General features: G+C 68.6%; 22 protein-coding genes. 9 read left to right on the top strand and 13 right to left on the bottom strand.

Annotation, left to right across the window (positions count from 1 at the left end):
- From ACSAMQ_RS05450 to ACSAMQ_RS05440, 3 genes are all read right to left on the bottom strand, one after another.
- Positions 1-603 (bottom strand): MFS transporter (locus ACSAMQ_RS05450; RefSeq protein WP_435394680.1); only part of this gene is annotated, 603 nt, incomplete at its 3' end.
- 409 nt (positions 604-1,012) lie between these two features.
- Positions 1,013-1,477 (bottom strand): MarR family winged helix-turn-helix transcriptional regulator, encoded by a 465-nt coding sequence (locus tag ACSAMQ_RS05445; RefSeq protein ID WP_435394672.1) that lies wholly within the window; start codon positions 1,475-1,477, stop codon positions 1,013-1,015.
- A gap of 145 nt (positions 1,478-1,622) precedes the next feature.
- Entirely contained in the window at positions 1,623-3,650 is a 2,028-nt protein-coding gene (locus ACSAMQ_RS05440) for a TonB-dependent receptor (RefSeq protein WP_435394671.1), read from the bottom strand.
- A 91-nt stretch (positions 3,651-3,741) separates the two neighbouring features.
- Here ACSAMQ_RS05440 and ACSAMQ_RS05435 point away from each other — a divergent pair, with 91 nt between their 5' ends.
- From ACSAMQ_RS05435 to ACSAMQ_RS05425, 3 genes are all read left to right on the top strand, one after another.
- Positions 3,742-4,149 (top strand): MerC domain-containing protein, encoded by a 408-nt coding sequence (locus ACSAMQ_RS05435; protein WP_435394670.1) that lies wholly within the window; start codon positions 3,742-3,744, stop codon positions 4,147-4,149.
- Between the two features lie 175 nt (positions 4,150-4,324).
- Entirely contained in the window at positions 4,325-4,513 is a 189-nt protein-coding gene (locus tag ACSAMQ_RS05430) for a 30S ribosomal protein THX (RefSeq protein WP_435394669.1), read from the top strand.
- A 251-nt stretch (positions 4,514-4,764) separates the two neighbouring features.
- Positions 4,765-5,397 carry an outer membrane beta-barrel protein gene (locus ACSAMQ_RS05425; RefSeq protein ID WP_435394668.1) on the top strand — a complete coding sequence of 211 codons (633 nt, stop codon included), beginning with the start codon at positions 4,765-4,767 and terminating at the stop codon, positions 5,395-5,397.
- Positions 5,398-5,505: 108 nt separating this feature from the next.
- Here the strand turns inward: ACSAMQ_RS05425 and ACSAMQ_RS05420 are convergent, their stop codons facing one another.
- Positions 5,506-6,708 (bottom strand): dipeptidase, encoded by a 1,203-nt coding sequence (locus ACSAMQ_RS05420; RefSeq protein ID WP_435394667.1) that lies wholly within the window; start codon positions 6,706-6,708, stop codon positions 5,506-5,508.
- Positions 6,709-6,939: 231 nt separating this feature from the next.
- A complete protein-coding gene (gene hutI, locus ACSAMQ_RS05415) occupies positions 6,940-8,193 on the bottom strand; it encodes an imidazolonepropionase (protein WP_435394666.1) in 1,254 nt (417 codons plus the stop codon).
- 232 nt (positions 8,194-8,425) lie between these two features.
- On the opposite strand from hutI, the gene ACSAMQ_RS05410 reads away from it, so the two are divergent.
- Positions 8,426-9,706 carry a formimidoylglutamate deiminase gene (locus ACSAMQ_RS05410; RefSeq protein WP_435394665.1) on the top strand — a complete coding sequence of 427 codons (1,281 nt, stop codon included), beginning with the start codon at positions 8,426-8,428 and terminating at the stop codon, positions 9,704-9,706.
- Between the two features lie 39 nt (positions 9,707-9,745).
- On the opposite strand, the gene ACSAMQ_RS05405 is transcribed toward ACSAMQ_RS05410, so the two are convergent.
- The 3 genes from ACSAMQ_RS05405 to ACSAMQ_RS05395 form a co-directional block, all read right to left on the bottom strand.
- The gene (locus tag ACSAMQ_RS05405; RefSeq protein ID WP_435394679.1) at positions 9,746-10,258 is read right to left on the bottom strand and encodes a methylated-DNA--[protein]-cysteine S-methyltransferase; all 513 of its coding nucleotides are present in this window, start codon (positions 10,256-10,258) and stop codon (positions 9,746-9,748) included.
- Positions 10,258-11,829, bottom strand: a complete 1,572-nt coding sequence (locus ACSAMQ_RS05400) for an AlkA N-terminal domain-containing protein (protein WP_435394664.1) — start codon at positions 11,827-11,829, stop codon at positions 10,258-10,260. Before ACSAMQ_RS05400 ends, ACSAMQ_RS05405 begins: the two co-directional genes overlap by 1 nt.
- A gap of 1,101 nt (positions 11,830-12,930) precedes the next feature.
- Entirely contained in the window at positions 12,931-14,172 is a 1,242-nt protein-coding gene (locus tag ACSAMQ_RS05395) for an ectonucleotide pyrophosphatase/phosphodiesterase (protein WP_435394663.1), read from the bottom strand.
- Between the two features lie 233 nt (positions 14,173-14,405).
- On the opposite strand from ACSAMQ_RS05395, the gene ACSAMQ_RS05390 reads away from it, so the two are divergent.
- On the top strand, positions 14,406-14,963 hold the full coding sequence (locus ACSAMQ_RS05390; protein ID WP_435394662.1) for a YybH family protein: 558 nt from the start codon (positions 14,406-14,408) through the stop codon (positions 14,961-14,963).
- 114 nt (positions 14,964-15,077) lie between these two features.
- Positions 15,078-15,449, top strand: a complete 372-nt coding sequence (locus ACSAMQ_RS05385) for a hypothetical protein (protein ID WP_435394661.1) — start codon at positions 15,078-15,080, stop codon at positions 15,447-15,449.
- Positions 15,450-15,560: 111 nt separating this feature from the next.
- On the opposite strand, the gene ACSAMQ_RS05380 is transcribed toward ACSAMQ_RS05385, so the two are convergent.
- The gene (locus ACSAMQ_RS05380; RefSeq protein WP_435394660.1) at positions 15,561-16,142 is read right to left on the bottom strand and encodes a TetR/AcrR family transcriptional regulator; all 582 of its coding nucleotides are present in this window, start codon (positions 16,140-16,142) and stop codon (positions 15,561-15,563) included.
- Between the two features lie 143 nt (positions 16,143-16,285).
- On the opposite strand from ACSAMQ_RS05380, the gene hutU reads away from it, so the two are divergent.
- Entirely contained in the window at positions 16,286-17,956 is a 1,671-nt protein-coding gene (hutU, locus tag ACSAMQ_RS05375) for a urocanate hydratase (protein ID WP_435394659.1), read from the top strand.
- 68 nt (positions 17,957-18,024) lie between these two features.
- Here the strand turns inward: hutU and ACSAMQ_RS05370 are convergent, their stop codons facing one another.
- On the bottom strand, positions 18,025-18,468 hold the full coding sequence (locus ACSAMQ_RS05370) for an SRPBCC family protein (RefSeq protein WP_435394658.1): 444 nt from the start codon (positions 18,466-18,468) through the stop codon (positions 18,025-18,027).
- A gap of 279 nt (positions 18,469-18,747) precedes the next feature.
- Between ACSAMQ_RS05370 and ACSAMQ_RS05365 the strand changes: the two genes are divergently transcribed.
- Positions 18,748-20,172 (top strand): MATE family efflux transporter, encoded by a 1,425-nt coding sequence (locus ACSAMQ_RS05365; protein ID WP_435394657.1) that lies wholly within the window; start codon positions 18,748-18,750, stop codon positions 20,170-20,172.
- A 432-nt stretch (positions 20,173-20,604) separates the two neighbouring features.
- Here ACSAMQ_RS05365 and ACSAMQ_RS05360 read toward each other — a convergent pair whose 3' ends face one another.
- Both ACSAMQ_RS05360 and ACSAMQ_RS05355 read right to left on the bottom strand, forming a co-directional pair.
- Positions 20,605-20,952 carry a VOC family protein gene (locus tag ACSAMQ_RS05360; protein WP_435394678.1) on the bottom strand — a complete coding sequence of 116 codons (348 nt, stop codon included), beginning with the start codon at positions 20,950-20,952 and terminating at the stop codon, positions 20,605-20,607.
- Between the two features lie 320 nt (positions 20,953-21,272).
- Positions 21,273-22,238: a CsgG/HfaB family protein gene (locus ACSAMQ_RS05355; protein WP_435394656.1), complete on the bottom strand. Its 966-nt coding sequence runs from the start codon at positions 22,236-22,238 to the stop codon at positions 21,273-21,275.
- Positions 22,239-22,566: 328 nt separating this feature from the next.
- Between ACSAMQ_RS05355 and ACSAMQ_RS05350 the strand changes: the two genes are divergently transcribed.
- On the top strand, positions 22,567-23,727 hold the full coding sequence (locus ACSAMQ_RS05350) for an AAA family ATPase (protein ID WP_435394655.1): 1,161 nt from the start codon (positions 22,567-22,569) through the stop codon (positions 23,725-23,727).
- A 286-nt stretch (positions 23,728-24,013) separates the two neighbouring features.
- On the opposite strand, the gene ACSAMQ_RS05345 is transcribed toward ACSAMQ_RS05350, so the two are convergent.
- Positions 24,014-24,955 carry a LysR substrate-binding domain-containing protein gene (locus ACSAMQ_RS05345; protein WP_435394654.1) on the bottom strand — a complete coding sequence of 314 codons (942 nt, stop codon included), beginning with the start codon at positions 24,953-24,955 and terminating at the stop codon, positions 24,014-24,016.
- Positions 24,956-25,094: the final 139 nt, after the last annotated feature.

Here is a 25,094-nt window from a genome sequence, read left to right as displayed (position 1 = left end):
GCCGGGCGCAGCGGCGGGCGCGACGCGGCGCCGCAACGGCCACGCCAGCGGCAGGGTCGCGATCGCGGCGACGGCGAGCGTCCACATCGCCATCATCCAGCCCGAGGCGGCGATCACCGCCTGCACCAGCGGCGCGAACACGAACTGGCCGAGCGAGCCGCCGGCGTTGATGAAGCCGGCCGCCATCGAACGCTTTTCCGCCGGCAGACGCTGCGCGGTGGCGCCGATCAGGATCGAGAAACTGCCGGCGCCGGCGCCGGCCGCGCCGAGCAGGCCCAGGGTCACCATCAGGCCCCATTGCGAGGACACGAACGGGGTCAGCCCCATGCCGGCGATCAACAGCACGCCGCCGAACACCAGCACGCGGCCCGGCCCGCGTTGATCGGCCAGTGCGCCGAACACCGGCTGCACCGCGCCCCAGACGAATTGGCCGATCGCCAGGGCGAAACTGATCTCGGCGATGCCGAGCCCGGTGCTCAGGCCGATCGGTTTGACGAACAGGCCCTGCGACTGGCGGATGCCCATGGTGATCATCAGCATCGCGGTGGCGGCGAGCAGCAGCGGCCAATACGAAGCGGGCTTGATCGCGGGCGATGGGGACATCGTGCTCATGGGTTTCTCGGCGGCAGAGAGAACTGCGGGGAGGGATGGGACGAGCGTGGCGGTCGTGAGCATGGAGCGCGGGGCGTTGCGGACGGACAGCCGCGCGACGGTTCAAGACTGTGCTGCAGGGCGGCTTCGTCGAAGCGAACAGTCCGCTCTCGCACGGTGGCGAGCGGTAAGTAAGTCGAAGTATTTGCCCGATCCCGGCGTCGAAGCGGCGAGGTCGATGCGCGTTCTTGCGGTTCGTCGCCTGCCTGGGCTGGCGTCATTCCGGCGAAAGCGGGAATCCACGGAGTTCGAGCGCCCTTGCATGCAAGCCATCGAGCGCCGGCTCGGCTGGAAACAGGATGCGATGCGCCCTCGCCGGAACGGTCCAGGAACCCGGAACGAATCGCTCGCCTCGGCCCGCTCACGGGCCGTCGTCCTGCAGCTGCGCGATCGCGCGATCCAGTTGCGCGTGCAGAGCGGCGACGCCCTCGGCGCCGAGCCCTTGGTCGATCGCATCCTGCGCGCGGCGCCACAAGGGTTGCGCGCGTTCGATCACACGTTTGCCTTCCGCGGTGATGCGCAGGCGGCGTTGGCGCGCATCCACGCCGGGGACGGTCTCGATCCAGTTCGACTGCGCCAGCGGCTTGAGGTCGCGGCTCAGGGTGGTGCGGTCCATGCCGAGTTCGCGGGCAATCTCGCCGAGCGGCCGGCCCTGGCCGCCGGTGCGGCGCAGGATCGAGTACTGGTTCAGGTTGATCCCGGCCGGTGCCAGGGCCTGGTCGTAGCGCTGGCTCATCAGCCGCGCGAGCTTGCGCATGCGGAAACAGGTGCAGACGCTCTGGGTCGGCGTCGGGGCGGGGGCCGCGGGTTCGGTATCGAGGCTCATTATGTGTATATACACCTAATGGCGCCGCGACCGCAAACGCCGACACGAGGTCGGCGTCTGGGCCGCGGGGCAGCGTCAGGTCACGACTTGGAGAGAGATCGTTGCGAGCCCCGAAGTCAGTTGGCGCCCGGCGAAGGGCGCGTCGTCAGAAGAACACCCGCACGCCGAAATCGACGCCGCGGCCGGGCAGCACCACGCTGTCCTTGAGGAAGGAGGTGTGCACCCGTGCCTCCTCGTCGGTCAGGTTGCTGCCGTTGAGGAACACCTCGTAACCCAGGTTGCCGGCGTCCCAGTGATAGGCCAGATGGGCGTCGACCAGGGTGTAGCCGTCGGTCGGGGTTTCGTTGGCCGCGACCTTGTCCTGCTTCATGTAACGGGTCGCGCCGAGCGACGTGCGCCAGGAATCGGCGTCCCAGCGCAGCTCGCCGCCGACCCGGCCCGGCGCGATGCGCGGCAGGTTGCCGCCGTTGTCGAGCTTGGCGCGCACGCTGTCGCCGAACACGCGCACGTCGAACTTGCCGGCGTCGCCGTCGAACAGGTGGGCGATGGCCTCACCCTCGAACCCGGTGAACTTGGCGTCGGCCTGGCTCCACTGGCGCACCGGCAGGTCGTCCTCGATCTCGCCGGTGTCGACCAGATAGATGAAACCGTCGAAGCGAGTCTGGTAGGCGGCGAGCTTGGCCTCGAATTTCGCGCCGTGGTAATGCAGGCCGAGTTCGACCTGGTTCGCGCGCTCCTTGCGCAGCTCGGCATCGCCGATCTCGAACGAGGCGGTCGCCGCGTGCGGGCCGTCGGCGAACAATTCCTCCTCGGCCGGCGCGCGTTCGGCGCGGTCGAGGTTGAGGCTCAGGCGCCAGGCGTCGCTGAACTTCCACAGCGCGCCCGCCGACAGGCTGACCGGAGTGAAATCGCGCTTGGCCGCGCCGAACGGCGAGCTTTCGATCTTGTCCACGCGCGCGCCGAGTTCGAGCTGCAGCGGGTCCCAGTTGCGCTGCTCGGTGACGAACAAACCGGCGGCGCGGGTCTTGGTCTTCGGCACGAAGGCCTCTTCGCCGATCGCCTGGAACTTGCGCTGGTAGCCCTGTACGCCGACCGCGCCGACCCAGCCGGCGAACGGCTTGTGGGTCAGCTCCAGGCGGCCTTCGGTGGCGTCGCTGAGGAAACGCGTGCCGACCTCGTCGCCTTCGAACTCGATGTGTTCGTATTCGGTGTCGGCCACGCTCGCGCGCAGGCCGCTGAAGATGCCGAAGGCCTGGTTGATCCCGCCCTTTACTTCGAAGCGGTTCTGCTTCATGTCGATGTGCACCGGCGCTTCGCCTTCGAGCGCATCGCCCGGCTCGCCGGGGTTGCCGTAGCGGTCTTCGTAGCGCGCGGCGGAGAAGCCCAGGAAGCCCAGTTCGCCGACCAGCGAGGCGCCGAGCGCGCCGGTCTTGGTGTCGACGAAGCTGTTGCGCTGGCGGCCGAGCGGGGTCTCGTAATCCTTGTTGTTGCGGTACACGCCGTCGGCATGCAGGACCAGGGCGCCGTCGGCGCCCATCGCATCGACGCGGGCCATGCCGGTGACGCCGTCGTTGACGGTGTCGTGGCGGATTTCGGCGCGGCCGGACACGGTCTCGTCGAGCGGGCGCTCGGCGATGCGGCCGTCGACCACGTTGACCACGCCGCCGATCGCGCCGCTGCCGTAGAGCAGGGTGGCAGGGCCCTTGAGCACTTCGATCTGGTCGGCGAGGAAGGGCTCGACGGTGACGTTGTGGTCCTGGCTGACGGTGGACACGTCCTGGCTGGCCAGGCCGCCGGTCAGCACGCCGACGCGCGGGCCTTCCAGGCCGCGGATGATCGGGCGGCCGACGCCGGCGCCGAAGTTGGAACTCTGCACGCCGGGCAGCTTGCCGATGGTCTCGCCGAGGGTGGTGCCGCGCGCTTCGTCGAGCTTTTCGCCGGCCAGCACTTCGACCGGCTGGGCCAGTTCCTCGGCGCTGGACTGCAGCGGGGTCGCCGTGACGACAACGGCGTCGAGGCTGGTAGCCTTGTCGTGGCGGGTGTCGCTGGCGGTGGAGCCCGTGGGCGGCTCCTGTGCCTGGGCGGTGGCCACTACGGCCGGCAGGGCCAGGGTCAGGGCGAGAGTGAGCGCGCTGCGACGTGCGCCGAGGAATGAACGGATGGGCTTGGGCATGATGAACCGGCTGACGATGAACTGGCGGGGGATGGTGAAATGTTATAAAGTAACGTTTGCCAATTGACAACCATCCCAGAAGTCATCCCCCATGTCTTCATTGCTACGCGGCTTACTCGATCGAATCGGCGCCTTCGGCTCGCTGGCCTGCGCGATCCATTGCGCGGCGCTGCCGTTGCTGATCGCGGTGCTGCCCTCGCTAGGCCTGGCCGGTTGGTTCGACGACGGCTTCGAACTGGCCTTCGTGATCTTCGCCACCCTGCTCGGCACCGCCAGCCTGATTTCCGGCTATCGCCGCCACCATGCGGTGCGCGCGCTGTCGCTGCTGGTTCCGGGCCTGGGCGCGCTGTGGATCGGCGTGCTGTACCCGCCGCTGCACGGCTCGACCCTGCCGCACGCCATCGCCATGACCTTCGGCGGCACCCTGGTCGGCCTGGCCCACCTGGCCAACCTGCGCCTGAACCACAGCCACGTCCACGACGCCAGCTGCGCTCACTGAGCGCCTGCCGGCGCGGGCCCGAGCGCCCCGGATCGACGCTTGTGCTAGGCTTCGCAGCCTCGCGCGCGGCCGCGCAGCGCCGGAACCCGGGCCTCGGCCCCCGGCGATCTCGCCTGCAGCTTGCGCGGACCACCTTTCGATTCAACTGTAGAACGTCTTAATTAGGAGCACGACCATGGGTAAAGGCGACCGCAAGACCGCCAAGGGCAAGCGCTACAACTCCAGCTACGGCAATGCCCGCAAGGCCGTGAGCAAGGCGACCGGCACCGCCGCCGCGCCGGTGGCGAAGAAGGCCGCCGTCAAGAGCGCGACCAAGGCACCGGCCAAGAAGGTCGTGGCCAAGAAGACCGCCGCCAAGGAATAAACCGGCCTCAAGGCTGGTCGAGAAAGCCCCGCATCGCGGGGCTTTTTTTTGCCTGTCTTTCGGGCCTGTCTTTCGGCCCTTTTCCGGGCTTGCACCGCGCTCGACGCGGCGACGGCAGCCGACCGGAACGGTGCTTTCGGCCGGCGCATCGGCCATCGGGCACACACAGACAAGATGTAATTTTTTCATTAAGATGCGCGCGTTCCCGAGGAAGGGAACGGCCATCACATTTCGAAGGATCAAGGGGATTTATGAAGACGCAACTCGCGCTGGCGCTCGCGCTGGCCATGGCCTCGTCTGCGGCCGCTGCCGCCGACGGCCTGAGCTACAACTACGTCGAAGGCGGTTACTCGGTGCAGAAGTTCGAACTGCAGAGCATCGATGAAGACATCAGCATCCAGGATCCGAAGGCCGCCGGCGGTTACATCGCCGGTTCGTTCGCCGTGAACGATGCCATGCACCTGTTCGGCGGCTACCGCCAGGGCAGCGACGACATCGAAGTCAGCTACCTCGGCACCCGCCTGGGCGAAGCCGACATCGACTCCAAGCAGTACCACGTCGGCCTGGGCTACCACCACACCCTGTCCGACCGCGTCGACTGGACCGGCGAACTGAGCTACCTGCGCACCGAAATCGACGTCGAGGGCGAAGAAGCCGGCGAAGGCGACGACTACCGCGCCTCGCTCGGCCTGCGCGGCGATCTGGCGGCGAACTTCGAAGGCTGGGTCAAGGCCAACTACACCGACGGCGACGTCTACGACGGCGAATTCAGCGGCACGATCGGCGCTCTGGTCAAGTTCAACGAGACCTGGGGCATCGTCGGCGAAGCCGAATTCGGCGACAAGGTCAGCCAGTTCAACCTGGGTGTCCGCGCCAGCTTCTGAGCGGCTGCGTCTGTGCGATAGCGGAAGCCCGGCGCAAGCCGGGCTTCTTTTTTAAGGTTCACGCAGCCAGCAGCGGCGTCGATGCCGCGGACCTGCAGCCGGCCCGGCTCAGGACTTCTGCGCCAGCTTCTCGACCGCGCTCCACACCCGCAGCAGATTGCCGCCGAGCACCTTGCGGATGGTCTCGTCGGAATGGCCGCGCGCCTTCAGCCCTTCGATCAGGTTCGGATAGTCGGCGACCGACTTCAGGCCTTCCGGCAGCGCGCCGCTGACGCCGTCGAAGTCCGAACCGATGCCGACATGATCGGCGCCGAGCAGCTTGATGCCGTAGTCGATCTGGTCGAGCACCGCATCGATCTTGACCGCGCGCGGCGGATGCGCTTTTTCCCAGGCCTGGTCGAAGGCTTCCTGGCTCTGCACGGTTTCGCCGCGTGCGCGTGCGGCGGCCTGTTCCTTCTCGAACTTGGCGTTGGCGTCGAAATAGCCCTGGGTGTCGGCGGCCGAGGCCGGGTCGACGAAGGCGTTGCCGAACACGATCTGCACCACGCCGCCCTTCGCCGCGACCGCCTTGGCGAGTTCGTCGCTGAGATTGCGCTCGAAGCCCGGGGTGAAATGGCGCAGGCCGGAATGGCTGGCGATCACCGGCGCCTTGCTGCGCGCGAGCACGTCGCGCACCGCGTCGTCGGACAGGTGCGAAACATCGACCATGATGCCGAGCCGGTTCATTTCGTCGACGACCTGCTCGCCGAACGGGCTCAGGCCCTTCCACTTATGGCGCGGGTCGTAGGACGAATCGCTGATGCGGTTGTCCTGGCCATGGGCGAGGGTGATGTAGCGCACGCCGCGGGCGTGGAAGCGTGCGAGCTGGGCGAGGTCGTCGCCGATCGGCGCGCCGTTCTCCATGCCGAGGGCGAGCAGCACGCGCTGGCCGCGTTCGTGCAGGCGGTCCAGGTCGACCGGCGAACGCAGCAGGGCGAATTTGTCGGGATGGCGGCCGATCATCGCCTCGACCGCGTCGATCTGGGTGTGCGCGGTCTGCTGCGCGGTGCCGGCCGCGTCTTCGCCGGGCGAGGTGTAGATCGACATGAAGGCGACATCGAGCCCGCCCTGGCGCGCGCGCGGGTAGTCGAACTCGACCTTGGGCGTGTCGACGCCGAGGTCGTTCCAGCGACGCAGCAGTCCGCTCGGCGCGTCGATATGAGTGTCGACGATGATCGCGTCCTGGGCGAAGCGCTGGCCCGCGCTGAGGGGCTGGTCGGCGAGCGCGAACGGCGACGACAGCAGCAGGGCAAGAGCGAGAACGGTCCGCACGGTACCTCCAGAGTGGCAGCGAAGGCGGCGCGATGCCGCATCGGACGGCCAGCGTACAACAGCGCGCCGCGACTGCCTTGCGGCGGCGCAGCGTATGCGCAGATCGTCGGCGCGGGGCTCGTCCGGAGCGGCGCTTCAAAGGGTAGGAGCGGCGCAAGCCGCGACCGTCCGCGGTCCGATCGTTGCCTCGAGGATTCGGGCTAAAAAAGCCGGCGCCGATCGGTACCGAACCTAGCCGGCCGTATCGACCAACATCCGCCCGCCGGCGCACACCCGCTGGGCCAGGCCGCCGCCGAGCCAATAACACAGCTCCGACGGATGGCCGATGCGCCACTGCACGAAGTCGGCGCGTGCGCCGACCCGCAGCACGCCGCGATCGTCCAGGCCCAAGGCGCGAGCCGCATGCACGGTCGCGCCACGCAAGGCCTCTTCCGGGGTCAGGCGGAAATGCGTGCACGACAGTTGCATGGCCTGGCGCATCGACAGCAAGGGCGAGGTACCCGGGTTGCAGTCGGTCGCCACCGCCATCGCCACGCCGTGTTCGCGAAAGGCGTCGAGCGGCGGCAGCTTGGTCTCGCGCAGCACGTGAAACGCACCCGGCAGCAACACCGCGACCGTGCCGTGCGCGGCCATCGCGCGTACGCTGTCGAGCGAGGTGTGTTCGACGTGGTCGGCCGACAGGCCCTCGAAGCTTGCGGCCAGGGCGGCGCCGCCGAGGTCGCTGAGCTGGTCGGCGTGCAGCTTGACCGGCAAGCCGAGCGCGCGCGCGGCCTCGAACACGCGGCGAGTCTGCGCCGGGCTGAAACCGATGCCCTCGCAGAACGCGTCGACCGCGTCGACCAGGCCTTCGCCGTGCAGGCGCGGCATCCACGCGCAAACTGCGTCGATGTAATCGTCGGCTCGCCCGGCGTACTCGGGCGGCAACGCATGCGCGGCCAGATACGTCGTGCGCACCTCGACGCCGAGCGACGCGCCGAGCGCGCGCGCCACCCGCAGCATCTTGCGTTCGTTGTCGAAGTCCAGGCCGTAGCCGGACTTGATCTCCAGGGTGGTGGCGCCGTCGGCGAGCAGGGCGCGGGCGCGCGGCAGCGATTGGCGCAGCAGCTCGGCTTCGTCGGCGGCGCGGGTCGCGCGCACGCTCGACACGATGCCGCCGCCGGCGCGGGCGATCTCTTCGTAGCTCGCGCCCTGCAGGCGCTGCTCGAACTCGCGCGCGCGATCGCCGGCGAAGACCAGGTGGGTGTGGCAGTCGACCAGCCCCGGGGTGATCCAGCCGTCGGCCTCGATCACCGTATCGGCGAGGCCCCCCGGGTCGGCGCCGAGCGCGCTGCGCGGCCCGGCATAGGCGATGCGGCCGTCGCGCCAGGCCAGGACGGCGTCGGCGATCTCGCCGTAGCCTTGCGCGGCGTCGAGGGTGGCCAGCGAAGCGCCGACGATGAGGCCGTCGTAGCGGCCGCCGGCCGCGGGGTGGAGTGCGGTGCTCATGGGGCCGATTCTACATGGGGCGATTACGGCCGATTCAGCGAGACCGATTCATCGGGGCAGATTCATCGGGGCAGATTCAGCGAGGCTGATTCGATTTGGGCCGATCCTGTTGGACCGATCCTAATGAGCCTATCCTAATGAGCCGATCCTAATGGACCGATCCTAACGGACCGATCCCAGCCAACGCGCCGCGACGGTCGCATCGCGCGCCCGCGCAGGCGAGAATGCGCGCATGACGACCTCAGACCAAGCCGCTCTCTGGACGCCCGCCGGCTGGCGCCGCGACGACACCATCATCGAACGCATCGTGCCGGGCATCGCCAACCTGCATTCGCATGCCTTCCAGCGCGCGATGGCCGGCATGGCCGAGCGCCAGAGCGACCCGAAGGACAGCTTCTGGACCTGGCGCGAGACCATGTACCGCTTCGCCGGACGCTTCACTCCGGAGTCGCTGCACGCGGTCGCCAGCCAGTTGTATGTGGAGATGCTCGAGGCCGGCTACACCACGGTCTGCGAATTCCACTATCTGCATCACGCCCCGGATGGCCGGCCCTATGCCGACCCGGCGGAGATGTCGCGCGCCCTGATCGAGGCCGCGCGCGAAACCGGCATCCGCATGACCCTGTTGCCGGTGCTGTACATGACCGGCGGGTTCGACGAACGCCCGCTCGGCGAGCGCCAGCGCCGTTTCGGTCACGATGTCGATGCCTATCTGCGTTTGCTCGACAGCTTGCGCGTCGAGTCCGACGAACTGCTGAAAGTCGGCTGCTGCCTGCACAGCCTGCGCGCGGTGCCGCCGGCGCCGATGCGGGAGGTGCTGGCCGCCCTGCCGGACGACAGCCGCGTGCACGTGCACATCGCCGAGCAGGTCGCCGAGGTCGAGGACTGCCTGGCGATCCGCAAGGCGCGGCCGGTGCGTTGGCTGCTCGATCATGCGCAGGTCGACGAACGCTGGACCCTGGTGCACGCGACCCATCTCGATGCCGGCGAAGTGCAGGGCATCGCCGACAGCGGCGCGACCGTGGCGATCTGCACCACCACCGAGGCCAACCTCGGCGACGGCCTGTTTCCGCTGCGCGATTACCTCGATGCCGGCGGCGCCTGGGGCGTGGGCTCGGACTCGCATATCTCGGTGTCGCCGGTCGAGGAGCTGCGCTGGCTCGAATACGGCCAGCGCCTGATTACGCGACGCCGCAACATCGCGGTCGGTCCGCATTCGACCAGCGTCGGCGAGACCTTGCTGCGCGGCGTGGTCGCCAGTGCCGAGCGCTCGACCGGCTTCGATGCGATCGGCCTGGCCGGCGATTTCCTGACCTTGGACCGGGACGCCCCGGTCTTCGCCGGCGCGACCGACGAGGACTACATCGATCGCTGGTTGTTCAGCGGCAACCGCAATACAGTGCGCGAAGTGCATGTCGGCGGCCGCCGGCTGGTCGCCGAAGGCCGTCATCGCGACCGCGACGCCATCGCCGCGCGTTACGGCCGCACCTTGCGGGCCCTGCTCGCGGATTGAGGCGCCGCGCGTGAGTGATCGCGCGGCCGCGGCTCGCGCTCAGGCCGGCGCGAACAGATCGTCGATCGGCACCCGCCGCGGCAGCACGCCTTCGAGGGTGAGCAGGAATTCCTTGGTCGGCAGGCCGCCGCCGAAACCGGTCAGGCTGCCGTCGGAGCCGATCACGCGATGGCAGGGCAGCACGATCGGCAGCGGATTGCGGCCGTTGGCCGCGCCGACCGCGCGGGTCGCGGTGGGTTGGCCGATATGCCGGGCCATCTGCGCATAGCTCCAGGTCTCGCCCCACGGGATATGCATCAGCGTGCGCCACACCTGCAACTGGAATGGCGTGCCGTGCGGCGCCAGCGGCAGGTCGAACGCCTGGCGCGTGCCGGCGAAGTATTCGCCGAGTTGCCTGCGCGTTTCGAGCAGCACGCCGTTGTCGCCCTCGTGCCAGTCCGCGCCGCGCTTGACCGGATGCCAGGGCGCTTCGAACTCGATCACCCGCAGGCCGTCGTCGGCGCTGGCGAGCAGCAACCGGCCGACCGGACTGTCGATGTGCTGGAACGTGATCATGCGGCCTTCCGGGGTTTCTTCGTCGCAGCGGGTTTCGCGGCGGTTGCAGCGGCATCGCCGGCGGCCTTGCCGATGGGCACCGGCATGCTGTCGCGCCAGACGTGGATCACCGCATAGGCCCGCCACGGGCGCCAGGCTTCGGCGCGCGCGTTGAGCGCCTTCGCGGTCATGCGCACGCCGTCTTCGGGCACCGCTTTCTGCAGCACCAGGTCGTCGGCCGGGAATGCGTCGGGGTGGCCGAGCGCGCGCATCGCGACGTAGTGCGCGGTCCATGGGCCGATGCCGGGCAGGGCGACCCAGCGCGCGACGAAATCGTCGAGGGTGCGTTCGGCGCGGAAATCGACCCGGCCGTCGAGCAGCGCGCGCGCGACCGTACGCACCGTATCGGCGCGGGCCCGGGTCAGGCCGATCTGGGTGAGGTCGGCGTCGGCCAGGGCTTCCGGCGTCGGGAACAGATGTTCGAGGCCGGCGGCGAAAGGCTTGGGCAAGGCTTCCCCGAAGCGCTGCGCGAGCCGCGTCGCCAGGGTGCGCGCGGCGGCGACGCTGACTTGCTGGCCGAGGATCGCGCGCACCGATATCTCGAAACCGTCCCAGCCGCTCGGCAGGCGCAGCCCCGGGCGCTTCGCCAGCAAAGTCTTTAGTCGCGGATCGACCGACAGCGCCGCGGCGATCGCGTTCGGATCGGCGTCGAGATCGAACATGCGGCGCAGGCGGTTGGTGATCTCGAGCAGGCGCGCCGGCTTCGGCCCGTGCAGTTCCAGCTTCAGCGCATGCTCGCCGCCGGGCCAGGCGCTGACGCGCAACCAGCCGGGCGTATCGATCGGGCCGATCACCCGGCTGTAGCTATGCGCATCGACCGCTTCGACGCCGGGCAGGGCGCGGCCGCGCAGGAAGTCGAGCATCGCCGCGAAGTCGTAGGGCGGGCGATAGCCCAGGCGCAGGATCAGGCTGTCGCCGTTGCCTTCGGGGCTTTCGTTCGGGCGCCGGCGCAGATCGCGCGGCGCCATCCGGTAGGCCTCGCGAAAAGTAGTGTTGAAACGGCGCAGGCTGCCGAAGCCGGCGGCCATCGCGATCTCGGTGATCGGCAGGCGGGTTTCGGTCAACAACTGCTTGGCGAACAGCAACCGCCGCGTGCCGTGCACGCCGATCGGCGGCGCGCCGAGGCGCTCGACGAACAGGCGCCGCAACTGGCGTTCGCCGACGCCGACGCGTTCGGCCAGCGTCGCTAGCGGTTGATCGGCGAGCAGGCCTTCGTCGATCAGCTTGAGCGCGCGCGCCACCGCGGCGTCGCCGCGCCGCCACGCGCCTTCGCCCGGCGACAGCTCCGGACGGCAGCGCAGGCAGGGCCGGAAACCGGCGGCTTCCGCGGCCGCGGCGTGGCCGTAATAGACGACGTTCTCGCGCTTGGCCGCGGGCGCCGGGCAGACCGGCCGGCAATAGATGCCGGTGCTGGTGACCGCGGTGAAGAACAGCCCGTCGAAGCGCGGGTCCCGGCTGAAACGGGCCTGCTCGCAGACCCGCCAGTGCGGCAGCGAAGCGGTTGGGGCGGGGGTGATGGGGGCGTCCATGGAACAAGGCTAGCACCGGCGAGGGGGTGGGACTCGCCGGATTCGGACATGAATACCGGAGGGTGCGCTCGTCTTGTGGGATCGTTGTGCGGGGTTCGTCAGCAGGTTGATGCGGCTTGAGGCTAGGAGCGGTGCGGGCCGCGACCGCGGGGCTTCGGGCTGATGCGGTTCGTGCTTGACGCCGTCGTGATGGCCCTGGGCTTGGTTCGAGTTCTAGCTTTGGCTCTGGCTCTGGCTGCTGCTGTGCGTAGCCTCGCTCGGGCGAATGCAATAGAAAACCCGAAGGGCGGCCCGCAGGGATGCAGGCCGTTTTTCATCGGGACAGGGATGTCCCTTATGTAGATCCTTGCGTTGACAACGAACGCGCGGGCCTGTGATTCAAAGAAAAGCAACTTCTTTGGTTACCTTTCTTTTGTTGCTTCAGACAAAAGAAAGTAACCCGCCGCTTTAGTGGCGGAAGCTTTGCACTTGATCTTGGTCTCGTTCGATAACGACGCGCCGCAACCGCCACAGCGATGTCGCGGCTTGCGCCGCTCCTACCCCTGGCGAAAGCACGCCGCTTCGATGAACGACATAAGCCTTGGTGCCGCTGCGCGTTCCGCGGTCGCGACTCACGTCGCTCCTACAAAGGGAGTTCGCTGCACCCTGAGTAAAGAGCAAAGCTTCCGTCCGCTGATGCGGCCGGGTTACTTTCTTTTGCTGGCCCAAAAAATGCTAACCAAAGAAAAGGCCTTCCCTGCCAGGGCACCAGGCCACACGATCGGTGCCGACGCAGGGATGCTCCATACAGGCCAGTCATGGCCTGCTTGCGCACGGCCTGCATCCCTGCGAGCCGCCCTCCGGGTCTTCATTTGACCGGCAAAGCGGCGAAGCAAATCAAAAACACGGCAACGGCAACGGCAATCGCAACTGCGAGGCTGGGCTCTAGGGTAGAAGCGGCGCAAGCCCCGACCACGAGGCTTCAGTCTCGCGGCGCAGGCCGCCCCTTGGTAGGAGCGGCGTAAGCCGCGCCCACCTCCGCCGCCGCGCATCCCGCCATGCGGGGGCGAAGCGGCAGCAACGGTTTCCTCCTCTGCCGCGCCGCGCCGTGCGCCGCCGCGCTCAGGGCTCGCGCAACGCCGGCAGCAGCGGGGCGATGTCGCCGTCGTTGTGCGCGGCGGGAATGCCGATGAGGCGAGCGAGCAGGGGATAGACGTCGACGTTGTCGATCGCCGGGATCGTCGCGCCGTGTTTGAACGCGGGGCCGCGGGCGACGAAGATCGCGCGCATCGAGGGCAGGGCAGGGTCGTAACCGTGCGAGCCGCGGATCTGGCCGAGGCCGGCCTTGGGCAGTTTGTCGCGTTCGATCGCGTCCCAGCCCTCGTGCATCTGGCAGACGATCGGCGGTACCCGCGGATGAGTGCCGTAGTGCCAGCGCTCGGGCAGTTCGGTCTTGCGCCAGCAGTCGTAGCTCGCATGCGCCCCGAGCACGCGTCGCTCGACTTCGGCTTCGTGGCCGCGGTTCGGAATGATGCCGATCGATTGGCCGACCGAGGTCACCACCGCTTGTTCGGGCGTGACCATGTCCTCGACCGCGATGCGATGGCCCGGGGCGACTTCGGCCATGCCGTGGTCGGACACCAGCACGATGTTGACCCGATCGAGCTGCCGGCGTGCGGCCAGGCCGTCGAGCAGGCGGCCGACGGCGGCGTCGATGCGCGCCAGGACCTCGCGTACTTGCGGGGAATCCGGACCGTGCTCGTGGCCTTGCTTGTCGAGGGCGTCGAAGTACAAGGTCGCCACATGCGGACGAGTGGCCGCGGGTTCGCCGAGCCAGGCCAGCACTTCGTCGACGCGGGCGTTCTCGTCGACGGCGGCGTCGAACGGGCGCCAGCGGTTCGGGCGCAGGCCGTGGATCGGTGCTTCGCTGCCGGGCCAGAACAGGGTCGCGCTGCGCAGGCCGGCTTTTTGGGCGCCGATCCAGATCGGCTCGCCGCCGTTCCACCAGCGGGTTTCGCCGACCGCGCCGCGGTCGGAGATCTTGAACCGGCCCAGCCGTTCGTCGCTCATGCTGTTGTGGACCACGCCGTGGTGGTCGGGGCGCAGGCCGGTGACCAGGGTGTAGTGGTTCGGGAAGGTCAGCGAGGGGTACGACGGAGTCATCCACTGCGCGCGCACGCCTTCGCCGGCGAAGCGTTCGATGCGCGGGGTCAGGCCGAGCTCGAAATAGCTCGCGCGGAAACCGTCGATCGAGATCAGCAGCAGCGGGGTATCGGCCGGCGGCGCCACCCGGGGCGGCGGAGCGCAGGCGGCGAGGAAGAGGATGAGCAGGGCGGACGCAGCCGCGCAAAGAATCGAACGCATCGCGACATGATAACGGCAGGCGGTTGCCGGCCGATGTCAGGCCGGCGGCGCTCGCGACCGCGCGGCAATCGGCCAGAGTCGGCATGTTCTGCGCATGCTTCGGACACGGGCCGGCAGGGTCCCGGCCCGACCCCGGTTAGCGTCCCGGGGTAGTTGGCCGGCATGACTTCCGTCGCTGGCATGCTGGCGGCAGCGAACCGATAGTGAGCCCAACCCGCCATCGAGTCGCCGCCATGCGCCCTGCCGTCCGCGCCGCCCGCTTGTCTTTGTGCCTGGTCGTGGCGTCGATCGCGGCGGCGGACACGGCGCAGACGCCGAAGCCGCTGCCGGTGGCGCCGTTGAGCGACGACGAATGCGCAGTATGGGCGCGCGAGCTCAGCTTCGCCGCGTCGGTCGCCGAGCACGACGCCAAGGCCTTCGCCGCACATCTGCACGAGCAGGCCGCGTTCGGTTCCGGCAGCCCGCAACCCACCCGCGGCCGCGATGAGATCGCCAGGCGCTGGGCCGGCCTGATCGAGGGCAAGAGCCTGCGCCTGCGTTGGTACCCGGCCCGGGTCACCATCGGCGGCGCGCGCGACATCGCCTGGTCGACCGGGCCGGCGCTCTATCAGAAGCTCGAGCCCGGCGCCGAGCCGCGCTATTCGCTCGGCGCCTACCAGTCGGTCTGGCACCGCGGTCCGGACGGGGTGTGGCGGGTACTGTTCGACGACGGCCTGGTTCCGCGCCCGGCCACCGAGGCCGAGGCGATGGCCTTCCAGAACGGCCGCCGCGAGGCCTGCCCGCGAGGCTGACACGCGCCTAAACGACCGGCGCGCCCGCAGGTTCGGCCGCCTCGGCACAGGCGTATCGTGGCTTGGCACATTGGAACGGTATCGAAGCCCGTGCCCGTCCACAGGAGCCGCCCCATGAAACGTCTGATGTTCGCTGCGCTGTCGAGCGCTTTCGCGTTCGCAGCGGCCGCGCAAACCCCCGCCGCGCAAGTCGACGCCCAGGTCGGCGCGAAGGCGTCCGTTCCCGCCGTCGCCGAAGCCGATGTCCGCGCTGGCGTGCGGGCCGATGTCCAGGCCGATGCGAGGCTCGCCGCCCAAACCGACAAGGCCGGCAAGCACAGGCACGACCCGAATTGCCTGCGCCATACCGGTTCGCGCCTGCAGCCGCGCGGCAAGGACGGTTGCATCGGCGGCGCCGGCCGCAGCTACAGCCGCGACGACCTCGACCGCACCGGCGAAGTCGACGTGGGCGAAGCACTGCGCAAGCTCGACCCGCGCCTGTATTGAGCGCGGATCGCGCCACGGTTCCGGTCCGGACGCGAGTCCGGGCCGTCCTGAAGCCCGGCCCCGTGCCGGGCTTTTTTATGGCCGGGCCGCCAAGAGTCGCGTGCGCGGCGCTCAGGCGCCGATGCCGTCGAGCAGCCGCTGCAGCGAGGCCTCGTAGAAGCGACGGAACTCGCGCTCGTCGTAGCTGAAGCGGCCGGCGCGGTACAGCGCGATCAGGCCGTGGGTGTGCGCCCACAGGGTCATCGCGATGTCCCAGGCATCGCCGGCGCGCAGGCGCCCGGCCTGTTGCGCTTCGAGCACCACGTCGGCGACCACGTTCAAGGTCGGCGAACGGCGCGCGCGGAAATCTTCCGGGTAACGCCGCGCCTGTTCGCGCCGCATCGAGAAGGCGTGGTCGAACAGATGCGGATGAGCCAGGGCGTAGTCGAGATAGATGCGTTGCACCGCGAGCAGGCGAGCGATCACGTCGCTGCCGTCGTTGCGCGCGTTCCAGTGGCGGGCGATCTCCTGGAAGCTGTCGTCGCTGATGCGCTGGAGCAGGGCTTCGCGGTTCGGGAAGTGACGATAGATCGCCATCGGCGTGATGCCGACCGCCTTGGCGATGGCGCGCATGCTCACCGACTCGGCGCCGCCGCGCTCGAACAGGGCACGGGCGGTGCGCAGGATGCGTTCGGCGGTGGCGGGCGCGCTCATGTATACAGCGTATACACTTTGCCGCCGATACGACACATCGGCCCGGATTAGGCGCTTGCCGACGCGTCGCGACGGTCGCGGCGCTGGCTGGGACCGAGAGTGCGGCGCGATAATTCCGCTCTCCCCAGCCGATCGGAATCGCCATGTCCGCAGCCACCCGCAACGATCCCAGCCGCGTCGTCCGCGCCCCGCGCGGCAGCGAAAAAAGCTGCAAGTCCTGGCTCAGCGAAGCGGCGTTCCGGATGATCCAGAACAACCTGGACCCGGACGTGGCCGAGAATCCGGCCGAACTGGTGGTCTACGGCGGCATCGGCCGCGCCGCGCGCGACTGGCCGTCCTTCGACGCGATCCTCAAGTCGCTGCGCGAACTCGAAGACACCGAAACCCTGCTGATCCAGTCGGGCAAACCGGTCGGCATCTTCCGCACCCATGCCGACGCGCCGCGCGTGCTGCTGGCCAACTCGAACCTGGTGCCGCACTGGGCGACCTGGGAGCACTTCAACCAGCTCGATAAGCAGGGCCTGATGATGTACGGCCAGATGACCGCCGGCAGCTGGATCTACATCGGCTCGCAGGGCATCGTCCAGGGCACTTACGAAACCTTCGTCGAGATGGGCCGCCAGCACTACGGCGGCGACCTCAGCGGCAAGTGGATCCTGACCGCGGGGCTTGGCGGCATGGGCGGCGCGCAACCGCTGGCGGCCTCGCTGGCCGGCGCGTGCTCGCTCAACATCGAGTGCAAGCAGAGCAGCATCGACATGCGCCTGCGCACGCGCTACGTCGACGAGCAGGCCGGCGACCTCGACGACGCGCTCGCCCGCATCGCCAAATACACGGCCGCCGGCGAAGCCAAGTCGATCGCCCTGCTCGGCAATGCCGCCGAGGTGCTGCCCGAGCTGGTGCGCCGCGGCGTGCGCCCGGACGCGGTCACGGACCAGACCAGCGCCCACGATCCGGTCCACGGCTACCTGCCGATCGGCTGGAGCGTCGATCGCTGGCTGGCCGAACAGAAGAGCGACCCCGACGGCGTGCGCGACGCGGCCAAGAAGTCGATGCGGGTGCACGTCGAGGCGATGCTCGCGTTCCAGCGCCAGGGCATTCCGACCTTCGACTACGGCAACAACATCCGCCAGATGGCGAAGGACGAAGGCTGCAGCAACGCCTTCGATTTCCCCGGCTTCGTGCCGGCCTACGTGCGGCCGCTGTTCTGCCGCGGCGTCGGCCCGTTCCGCTGGGTCGCGCTGAGCGGCGATCCCGAGGACATCTACAAGACCGACGCCAAGGTCAAGGAACTGATTCCCGACGACGCGCACCTGCACCGCTGGCTCGACATGGCGCGCGAACGGATCAGCTTCCAGGGCCTGCCGGCGCGGATCTGCTGGGTCGGCCTGGGCCTGCGCGACAAGCTCGGCCTGGCCTTCAACGAGATGGTGCGCAACGGCGAGCTGAAGGCGCCGGTGGTGATCGGCCGCGATCATCTCGACAGCGGCTCGGTGGCCTCGCCGAACCGCGAGACCGAGGCGATGCGCGACGGCAGCGACGCGGTCAGCGACTGGCCTTTGCTCAACGCGATGCTCAACGTCGCCGGCGGCGCGACCTGGGTCTCGCTGCACCACGGCGGCGGCGTCGGCATGGGCTATTCGCAGCACTCAGGCGTGGTCATCGTCTGCGACGGCAGCGAGGAGGCCGACCAGCGCATCGCTCGCGTGCTGTGGAACGACCCCGGCACCGGCGTCATGCGCCATGCCGATGCCGGTTACGAGATCGCTCAACAATGCGCGAAAGAGCGCGGGCTGAAACTGCCGATGCTCTGATCGGTCAATCGGTCAGACGCCGAGAAAACGGCCCGGCTTGCGGGCCGTTTTCTTTGGTGGCACGACGGTCAACCCGGAATGGCCGGCTCGACCAGCCGCTCGAGCAGGGTCAGCGACTCCTGCCAGCCGAGGTAGCACTGCTCGGCGGGGATCGCATCGGGGATGCCTTCCTGCACCACTTGGACTTCGGTGCCGCAGGACACCGCGCGTAGCGTGATCGTGGTCACCATGGTGCCGGGCAGGCCGGGGTCTTCGAAGCGGTCGTCGTGGACGATGCGTTCGTTCGGCACCAGTTCCAGATAGGTGCCGCCGAAGGCGTGACTGCCGCCGTTGGAGAAATTGGTGAAGGCCATGCGGTACTTGCCGCCGACCCGAGCATCCAGCTCGTGCACGGTGCAGGTGAAGCCGTCCGGCGGCAGCCATTTGGCCAGGGCGGCGCCATCGAGGAAGGCGCGGTAGATGCGCTCGGGCGGGGCGGTGAAAACGCGGTGCAAACGTACGGTGCCGGTCATGGGTAGTCTCCGTAAGAGGTGAAGCCCTCACTGTGTCCGACGAACGCGAGAGGCGCGAATCGACATGCGAGGCATGGATCCGCTTCGGCCCCGGATGGGAGCCGGTGCGAAGGCGGCCGCGAGGCGGCGGCACGCGGGTTCAGGTTGTAGCGCAGCGCGCGAGGCCTGGCCAGTCCGCGCCCTGTCGATTCGGATTCCCGCCGTTCGTCGTACTGTTGTCACTGGCGAATCGGGCATGTCGCCCTATCATCCGTCGGTGCGACCCTACAGGAGCACACGATGACCCAAGAACCGACCGCCGCCGTGGCCGAGCCGGCGCCGCATTCGTTGTGGAGCGATCTGCGCGACGCCATCCGCGGCACCGATGCGGACTACACCAAGATCCCCATGCGGCGCGCGGTGTTCCTGCTCGCAGTGCCGATGGTGCTGGAACTGGTGCTGGAATCGACCTTCGCCGTGGTCGACATTTTCTTCGTCGCCAAGCTGGGGCCGTCGGCGGTGGCGACGGTGGGCCTGACCGAGAGTTATCTGTTCCTGCTGTATGCGCTGGCGATGGGCCTGGCGATGGCGGTGACCGCGGTGGTGGCGCGGCGGATCGGCGAGGGCAAGCCCGAGGACGCGGCGATCACCGCGGTGCAGGCGATCTTCATCGCCGTGCTGGTGTCGCTGCTGCCGGCGCTGGCCGGCATCTTCTACGCCCAGGACCTGTTGCGGCTGATGGGCGCCGACGCCTGGAGCATCGAACACGGCTATCGCTATACGCAATGGATGCTCGGCGGCAACGCGGTGATCATGCTGCTGTTCGTGATCAACGCGATCTTCCGCGGCGCCGGCGACGCGGCCATCGCGATGCGGGTGCTGTGGTTGTCGAACGGCCTCAACATCCTGCTGTGCCCTTTGCTGATCTTCGGCCTCGGGCCGGTGCCGGCGCTCGGCATCGAGGGCGCAGCGATCGCCACCAACATCGGCCGCGGCGTCGGCGTGCTGTTTCAGCTCTGGGTGCTGTTCCGCGGCGGCAAGCACATCCGGGTGACGGCGGCGCAGTTCGTCTGGCGCGGCAAGATGCTGTGGAACATCGTGCGCACCTCGCTCGGCGGAGTCGGCCAGATGATCGTGGCGATGACCTCGTGGATCTTCCTGATGCGCATCCTGGCCAGCGTCGGCAGCGAGGCGGTGGCCGGCGCGACCATCGCCATCCGCATCATGATGTTCACCATGATGCCGGCCTGGGGCATGTCCAACGCCGCCGCGACCCTGGTCGGGCAGAACCTGGGCGCCGGCCAACCGGAGCGCGCCGAGGCCTCGGTCTGGCATATCGGCTGGTACAACATGGCCTACCTGGTCGTGGTGTCGGTGCTGTTCTTCCTGTTCCCGACCCAACTGGTCGCGTTCTTCACCGACGACCCGCAGGTGGTGACGATCGGCGCCGAATGGCTGCGCATCCTGTCCTACTCGTTCTTCATCTACGGCTGGTGGATGGTGACGGTGCAGGCCTTCAACGGCGCCGGCGACACGATGACGCCGACCAAGATCAACGTGGTGTTCTTCTGGCTGATCCAGATTCCGCTGTCCTACCTGCTCGCGATCACCCTGGATTGGCAGCATTCGGGCGTGTTCTGGGCCGTGTTCGTCTCCGAAACTTCGGTCGGCGTGTTCACCCTGTGGCTATTCACCCGCGGGCGTTGGAAGTCGGCCCAGGTGTAGCGGGCGGTGGCGTCATGGGCGGAAGATCGCGCAGGCCGAGTCTGCGCGTCATGAGCGGAAGATCGCGCAGGCCGAGCCTGCGCGATCAGCTGCCGTAATCGAGATACCAGTACGCCGCCACGCAGGCGGCGACGAAGGCCAGCCAGAACAGGCTTCCGGCCCAGGCGAACAAAGTGATGGTGGGGCGCCCGCGTGCGCAGCATCGGAAACAACAGCACCCATCCGGTCCAGTACGTCACCGAACGCAGCGCCTTGCAGACCAGCTCGACGCCGGCTCCGAACAGCTCTCGAAGGACGAATTCCGCCAGCGAATCCAAGGCCATGCACTGTTCCTTCAGCGGCTGTCCAAGGGTCGAGCATATAGGCCGGCCGGGGCGGCGGACTGAGCGCCGCCTGAAGCGCTCCTGCCCAACCCGTCGGAGCCGCCCGGGCTCAGCGGTCCGACCACACCGCCAATTCGTAGCCGTCCGGGTCGATGAAGTGGAAGCGGCGCCCGCCGGGGAACTCGTGGCTGGCGACGATCTTCGCGCCTGCGGCTTCGATCCGGGCCTGCGCCTGCGCGAGGCCGTCGGCGTAGAGCACGATCAGGGCGCCGCCCGGGCGCGGCGCGCCGTGGATGAAGCCGCCTTTCATGCGGCCATCGTCGAATTCGCAGTAGTCGGGGCCGTAGTCGGTGAAGGTCCAGCCGAACGCCGCGCCGTAGAAGGCCTTGGACGCTGCGATGTCGGCGACGGCGAATTCGATGTAGTCCAGGCGCAGATTGCGGTCGGAAGCGGTCATCGGGGTGCCTGTGTGGGAGAAGGCGCTGCGCTCAGCGTCGGCGCTCATCTTATCGCCGCGTCGATCGGGCCGGCTGCGCCGATGAAGAAGCGCGGCTTGCGCAGCGCCTACCCCGAAACGCCGCCGCCAGCGGTAGGAGCGGCGCGAGCCGCGACCGCGATGCGGCAGGCGCTGCGATACCGAGCGACCGTCGCGACCATTCCGCATTCGACTTCGCGCAGCGCTCGTCGCAGCCGCGAGGGCCGCCCTCGCGCAGCGCAAACGAAAAGGGCTGCCGTCGCCGGCAGCCCCTTCGATGCATCGTGTCGCGAACCTGGAACTTACTTCGACAGTTCCAGCGCGAGCGAGGACACCCAGCCCTTGTTGCCGAGTTCGTCTTCGACTTCCCACATCGCGCCCTGTTTGGTGCCGGTGGGGTAGAGCATCATGCCCGGATCGAGCGGACGCACGACCTTGCCGCTGCCGGAGGCATTGGCGAACAGGCGCGCGGCCTTGACCACGGTGACCGCCTGCTGCGAGTTCGACGCCGACGGGTTGTCCGACAGACCGCCGAGTTCGGCCACCAGGTTGGTGTAGGCCTGCAGGTAGGCCATCGTGATGACCTGGCCGACTTCGGTATTGGCATAGCCGGACACGCCGGCGCCGCCGAGGCCGCTGCTGCCGAACAGCGCGCCGCTGGCGCCGAAGCCGATGTCGGTCTTCTTGGCGCTGCCTTCGGCCATCGCGACCTGCTCGGACGAGCGCACGTCGGTCACGGTCAGGACCACGTCGGCGGTCTTCTTGCTGAAGTTGAGGTTGCTCGCCACCGCGCCGGCCTTGCCGCCGATCAGGCCGCCGAGCAGACCGCCGATGGCATTGCCGCCGGCGTTGCTGTTCTTGGAGATCAGGTCGGGCACCAGCACGTAGTCGGCGGCGCGCACCTGGCCCTTGCCGATGTTGGACTTGTTGCGCAGCTGGCCGCTGGAGGCGAGGTCGCGTTCGCGCATGGCCATGTCCATGCCCGCGCCGCGGTCGACCAGGGTAAAGCAACGCGACTTCTGCACGAACACCTTGATCAGCTTGCTCGGCGCCGGCAACTGCTGGCCGCTCCACCAGTTGACCGTGTCTTCCGGCTCGATCACCGAAATCGCGCCCAGGTTCTTCGAGCAGGTCGGAATCTGGTTCATTTTTTCCGCACGCAGATCCTGCGCGCTCTTTCTCTGCGCCCAGGTCGGTGCGGCGCTCAGCGCCACGCCCAATCCGATCACGCATGCCACCGCTTGAATTCCCCTGCTTGCCGTCTTCATCGTTTCTTCCTTAATACTGCTTTCCTGTTTGCCGCGACACGATGATCGCGACGCCTGACGGAGTCCGTTCGTCACCCGGCTTGCGCTGCGCGTGCAGCGGGAGGTCGCCGGGGCCCCAGACGAAGTCGGACGCGACGGATCGCGCCCGAGTGGAGACTCGCCCGGCAATGATAACGTGATCGCCGTCCGCTTCAGGTCACCCACCCGTCGGCTTTGACAGGCGGTCGCGGCCGGCGAGACGGGGCCGGCCTAAAAGGGCTGGCTCGCAAGGGTTGGCCCGCAAGGGCGGGCGCCCTGCGCCGCATCGTTCCCCATCGAGCCCCGCATCATGTTGAGCACGCTTGCAGTCGCCAATTACCGGTCCCTGCGGCAGTTGGTCCTGCCGATGGGGCGCCTGAACCTGGTCACCGGCGCCAACGGCAGCGGCAAGTCCAACCTCTATCGCGCCTTGCGCCTGCTGGCCGAAACCGCCCAGGGCGGGGTGGTGCCGGCGCTGGCGCGCGAGGGCGGGCTCGGCTCGACCCTGTGGGCCGGCCCGGAGACGATCTCTCCGCGGATGAAACGCGGCGAAGTGCCGGTGCAGGGCTCGGCACGCACCGAACCGGTGGCGCTGCGGCTGGGTTTCGCCGGCGACGAGTACGGCTACGCGATCGACCTCGGCTTGCCGACGCCGAGCCTGTCCTTGTTCGCCCACGACCCCGAGATCAAGCGCGAAGTGATCTGGGGCGGGCCGTTCCTGCGTCCGGCGAGCGTGCTGGTCGACCGGCGGGGGGCGATGGCGCGGGTGCGCGACGGCCGCGCCTGGCGCATCGCCGCCGAGCACCTGAGCCCGTTCGAGAGCCTGTTCGGCCAGATCGCCGACCCGCAGGCCGCGCCCGAGGTCCTGAGCCTGCGCGAGACGATTCGCGGCTGGCGTTTCTACGATCATTTCCGCAGCGATGCGCAGGCGCCGGCGCGGCAGCCGCAACTGGGCACGCGCACGCCGGTGCTGAGCCACGACGGCCGCGACCTCGCCGCGGCCTGGCAGACCATAGTCGAGATCGGCGACCCGCAGGCGCTGAACGAAGCGGTGAGCGATGCGTTTCCGGGCGCGCGCGTCGGCGTGGCCGGCGACGGCGCGCGTTTCCTGCTGGAGTTCTCCCAGCACGGTCTGCTGCGGCCGTTGTCGGCGGCGGAACTGTCCGACGGCACCTTGCGCTATCTGCTGTGGATCGCCGCCCTGCACACGCCGCGGCCGCCGCCGCTGATGGTGCTCAACGAGCCCGAGACCAGCCTGCATCCGGACCTGTTGCCGGCCCTGGCGCGGCTGATCGCGCGCGCGGCCAAGCGCACCCAGGTGTGGGTCGTCTCGCACGCCTCGCGCTTGATCGCGGCGCTGGAGGCCGAGGCGAGCTGCAACACCATCCAGCTGGAAAAGCAGTTCAGCCAGACCGGAGTAGTCGGGCAGGGCATGCTGGACGCGCCGGCCTGGTATTGGCCGGAGCGGTAGCCGACTCGCGGTCGCGGCGGTAGCTGCAACAGCAACGTCAACAGCAGCACGGCAACGGCAAATCCCCCCGGCCCTCCTTTTCTAAGGGGAAGCGCCTCGGTTTGATGGAGGATGCTGCCTTCGTGGTAATAGTAAAGTGCTTTCGTGGGACGCAGAGAAGGAGCCGTCTTCGGACCGACGCTCCGGCTGTTCCCCCGTTGAGAGGGGACGGGGGATTTGCTCTTGCTGCTCCCATCCGCAGCGAACACCACCACCTTCGGCCGTGCGCTGCTTTCACCCGCGCCCTCTACCCGCATACCACCGCCGGGTTGGCCGGATCCCACGCGACCAACTGCGGGATACGCTCCACCAGCAAGTCGATCGCCGCGCGCGTGCGCAGCGGCAGGTAGTGGGTGTGCGGCCAGACCGCGTTGATGCGGCTGCCGATCACCCGGTCGGCGTACATGACCATCTGCAGTTCGCCGTTGCGTATATAACGCGACAGCATCCAGCACGGCAGCTGGGCCAGGCCGGCGCCGGCGACCGCGGCGTCGGCGATCGCCTCCAGGTCGTCGAAACGCAGGCGTGCCTCGACTCTGGGTTCGCGCACTTCGCCGTCGTCGTCGCGCAGGCGCCAGGGCACGTTGTGGCCGTTGCGGCCATAGACCACGGCCTGGTGGCCTTCGAATTCGTCGATGTTGCGCGGCCGCCCGCGCCGCGCCAGGTAGTCGGGCGAGGCGCAAATGCCGAGCCGCTCTTCGGTGAGCTGGCGCGCGGCCAAGGTCGAGCTGTCGGGCAGGCGGCCGACGCGGATCGCCAGGTCGTAGCCGTCCTCGACCAGATCGACGACCCGGTCGCTGAAGGACAGGTCGATGTCCACGCGCGGATGAAGGCGCGCCAGCTCCAGCATCACCGGCGCCACGCAGCGGCGGCCGAACTGCACCGGCGCGCTGACGCGCAGGCGGCCGCTCGGTTCGCGCCGGCCGCTGTCGAGCGCGGCCTCGGCGGCGTCGAGTTCGGCCAGGGCTTTGACGCAGCGTTCGTAATACGCCTGGCCATCGTCGGTGAGGCTCTGGCGGCGGGTGCTGCGGTTGAACAGGCGCACGCCGAGCTGCTGTTCGAGCCGGGCGATGCGCTTGCCGATCGCCGAGCGGGTCACTCCCAGGCGCTCGGCCGAGACCGCGAAACTGCCGGCCTCGGCTGCTTGGACGAAGGCGACGATGCCGAGCAGTCGGTCGTTGACGGCCATATTGGTTCCTGTTGCGCTACAGAATGTGGATGGAGAAGAGGCACTGCGGATATATCGGAAGCGATATCGTAGCGCCACTCGATCGTTCCGGCCGCGCTTTCCCGACCGCCGGCGGTCGCCTCCCTCCCCAGACAAGAGA

Origin of the sequence: Lysobacter sp. 1R34A, assembly GCF_051217035.1 — a bacterium.
Classification (GTDB): domain Bacteria; phylum Pseudomonadota; class Gammaproteobacteria; order Xanthomonadales; family Xanthomonadaceae; genus Lysobacter.
Note: the sequence above shows the minus strand (reverse complement) of the source record. Positions and strands in the feature narration are given on the sequence as shown.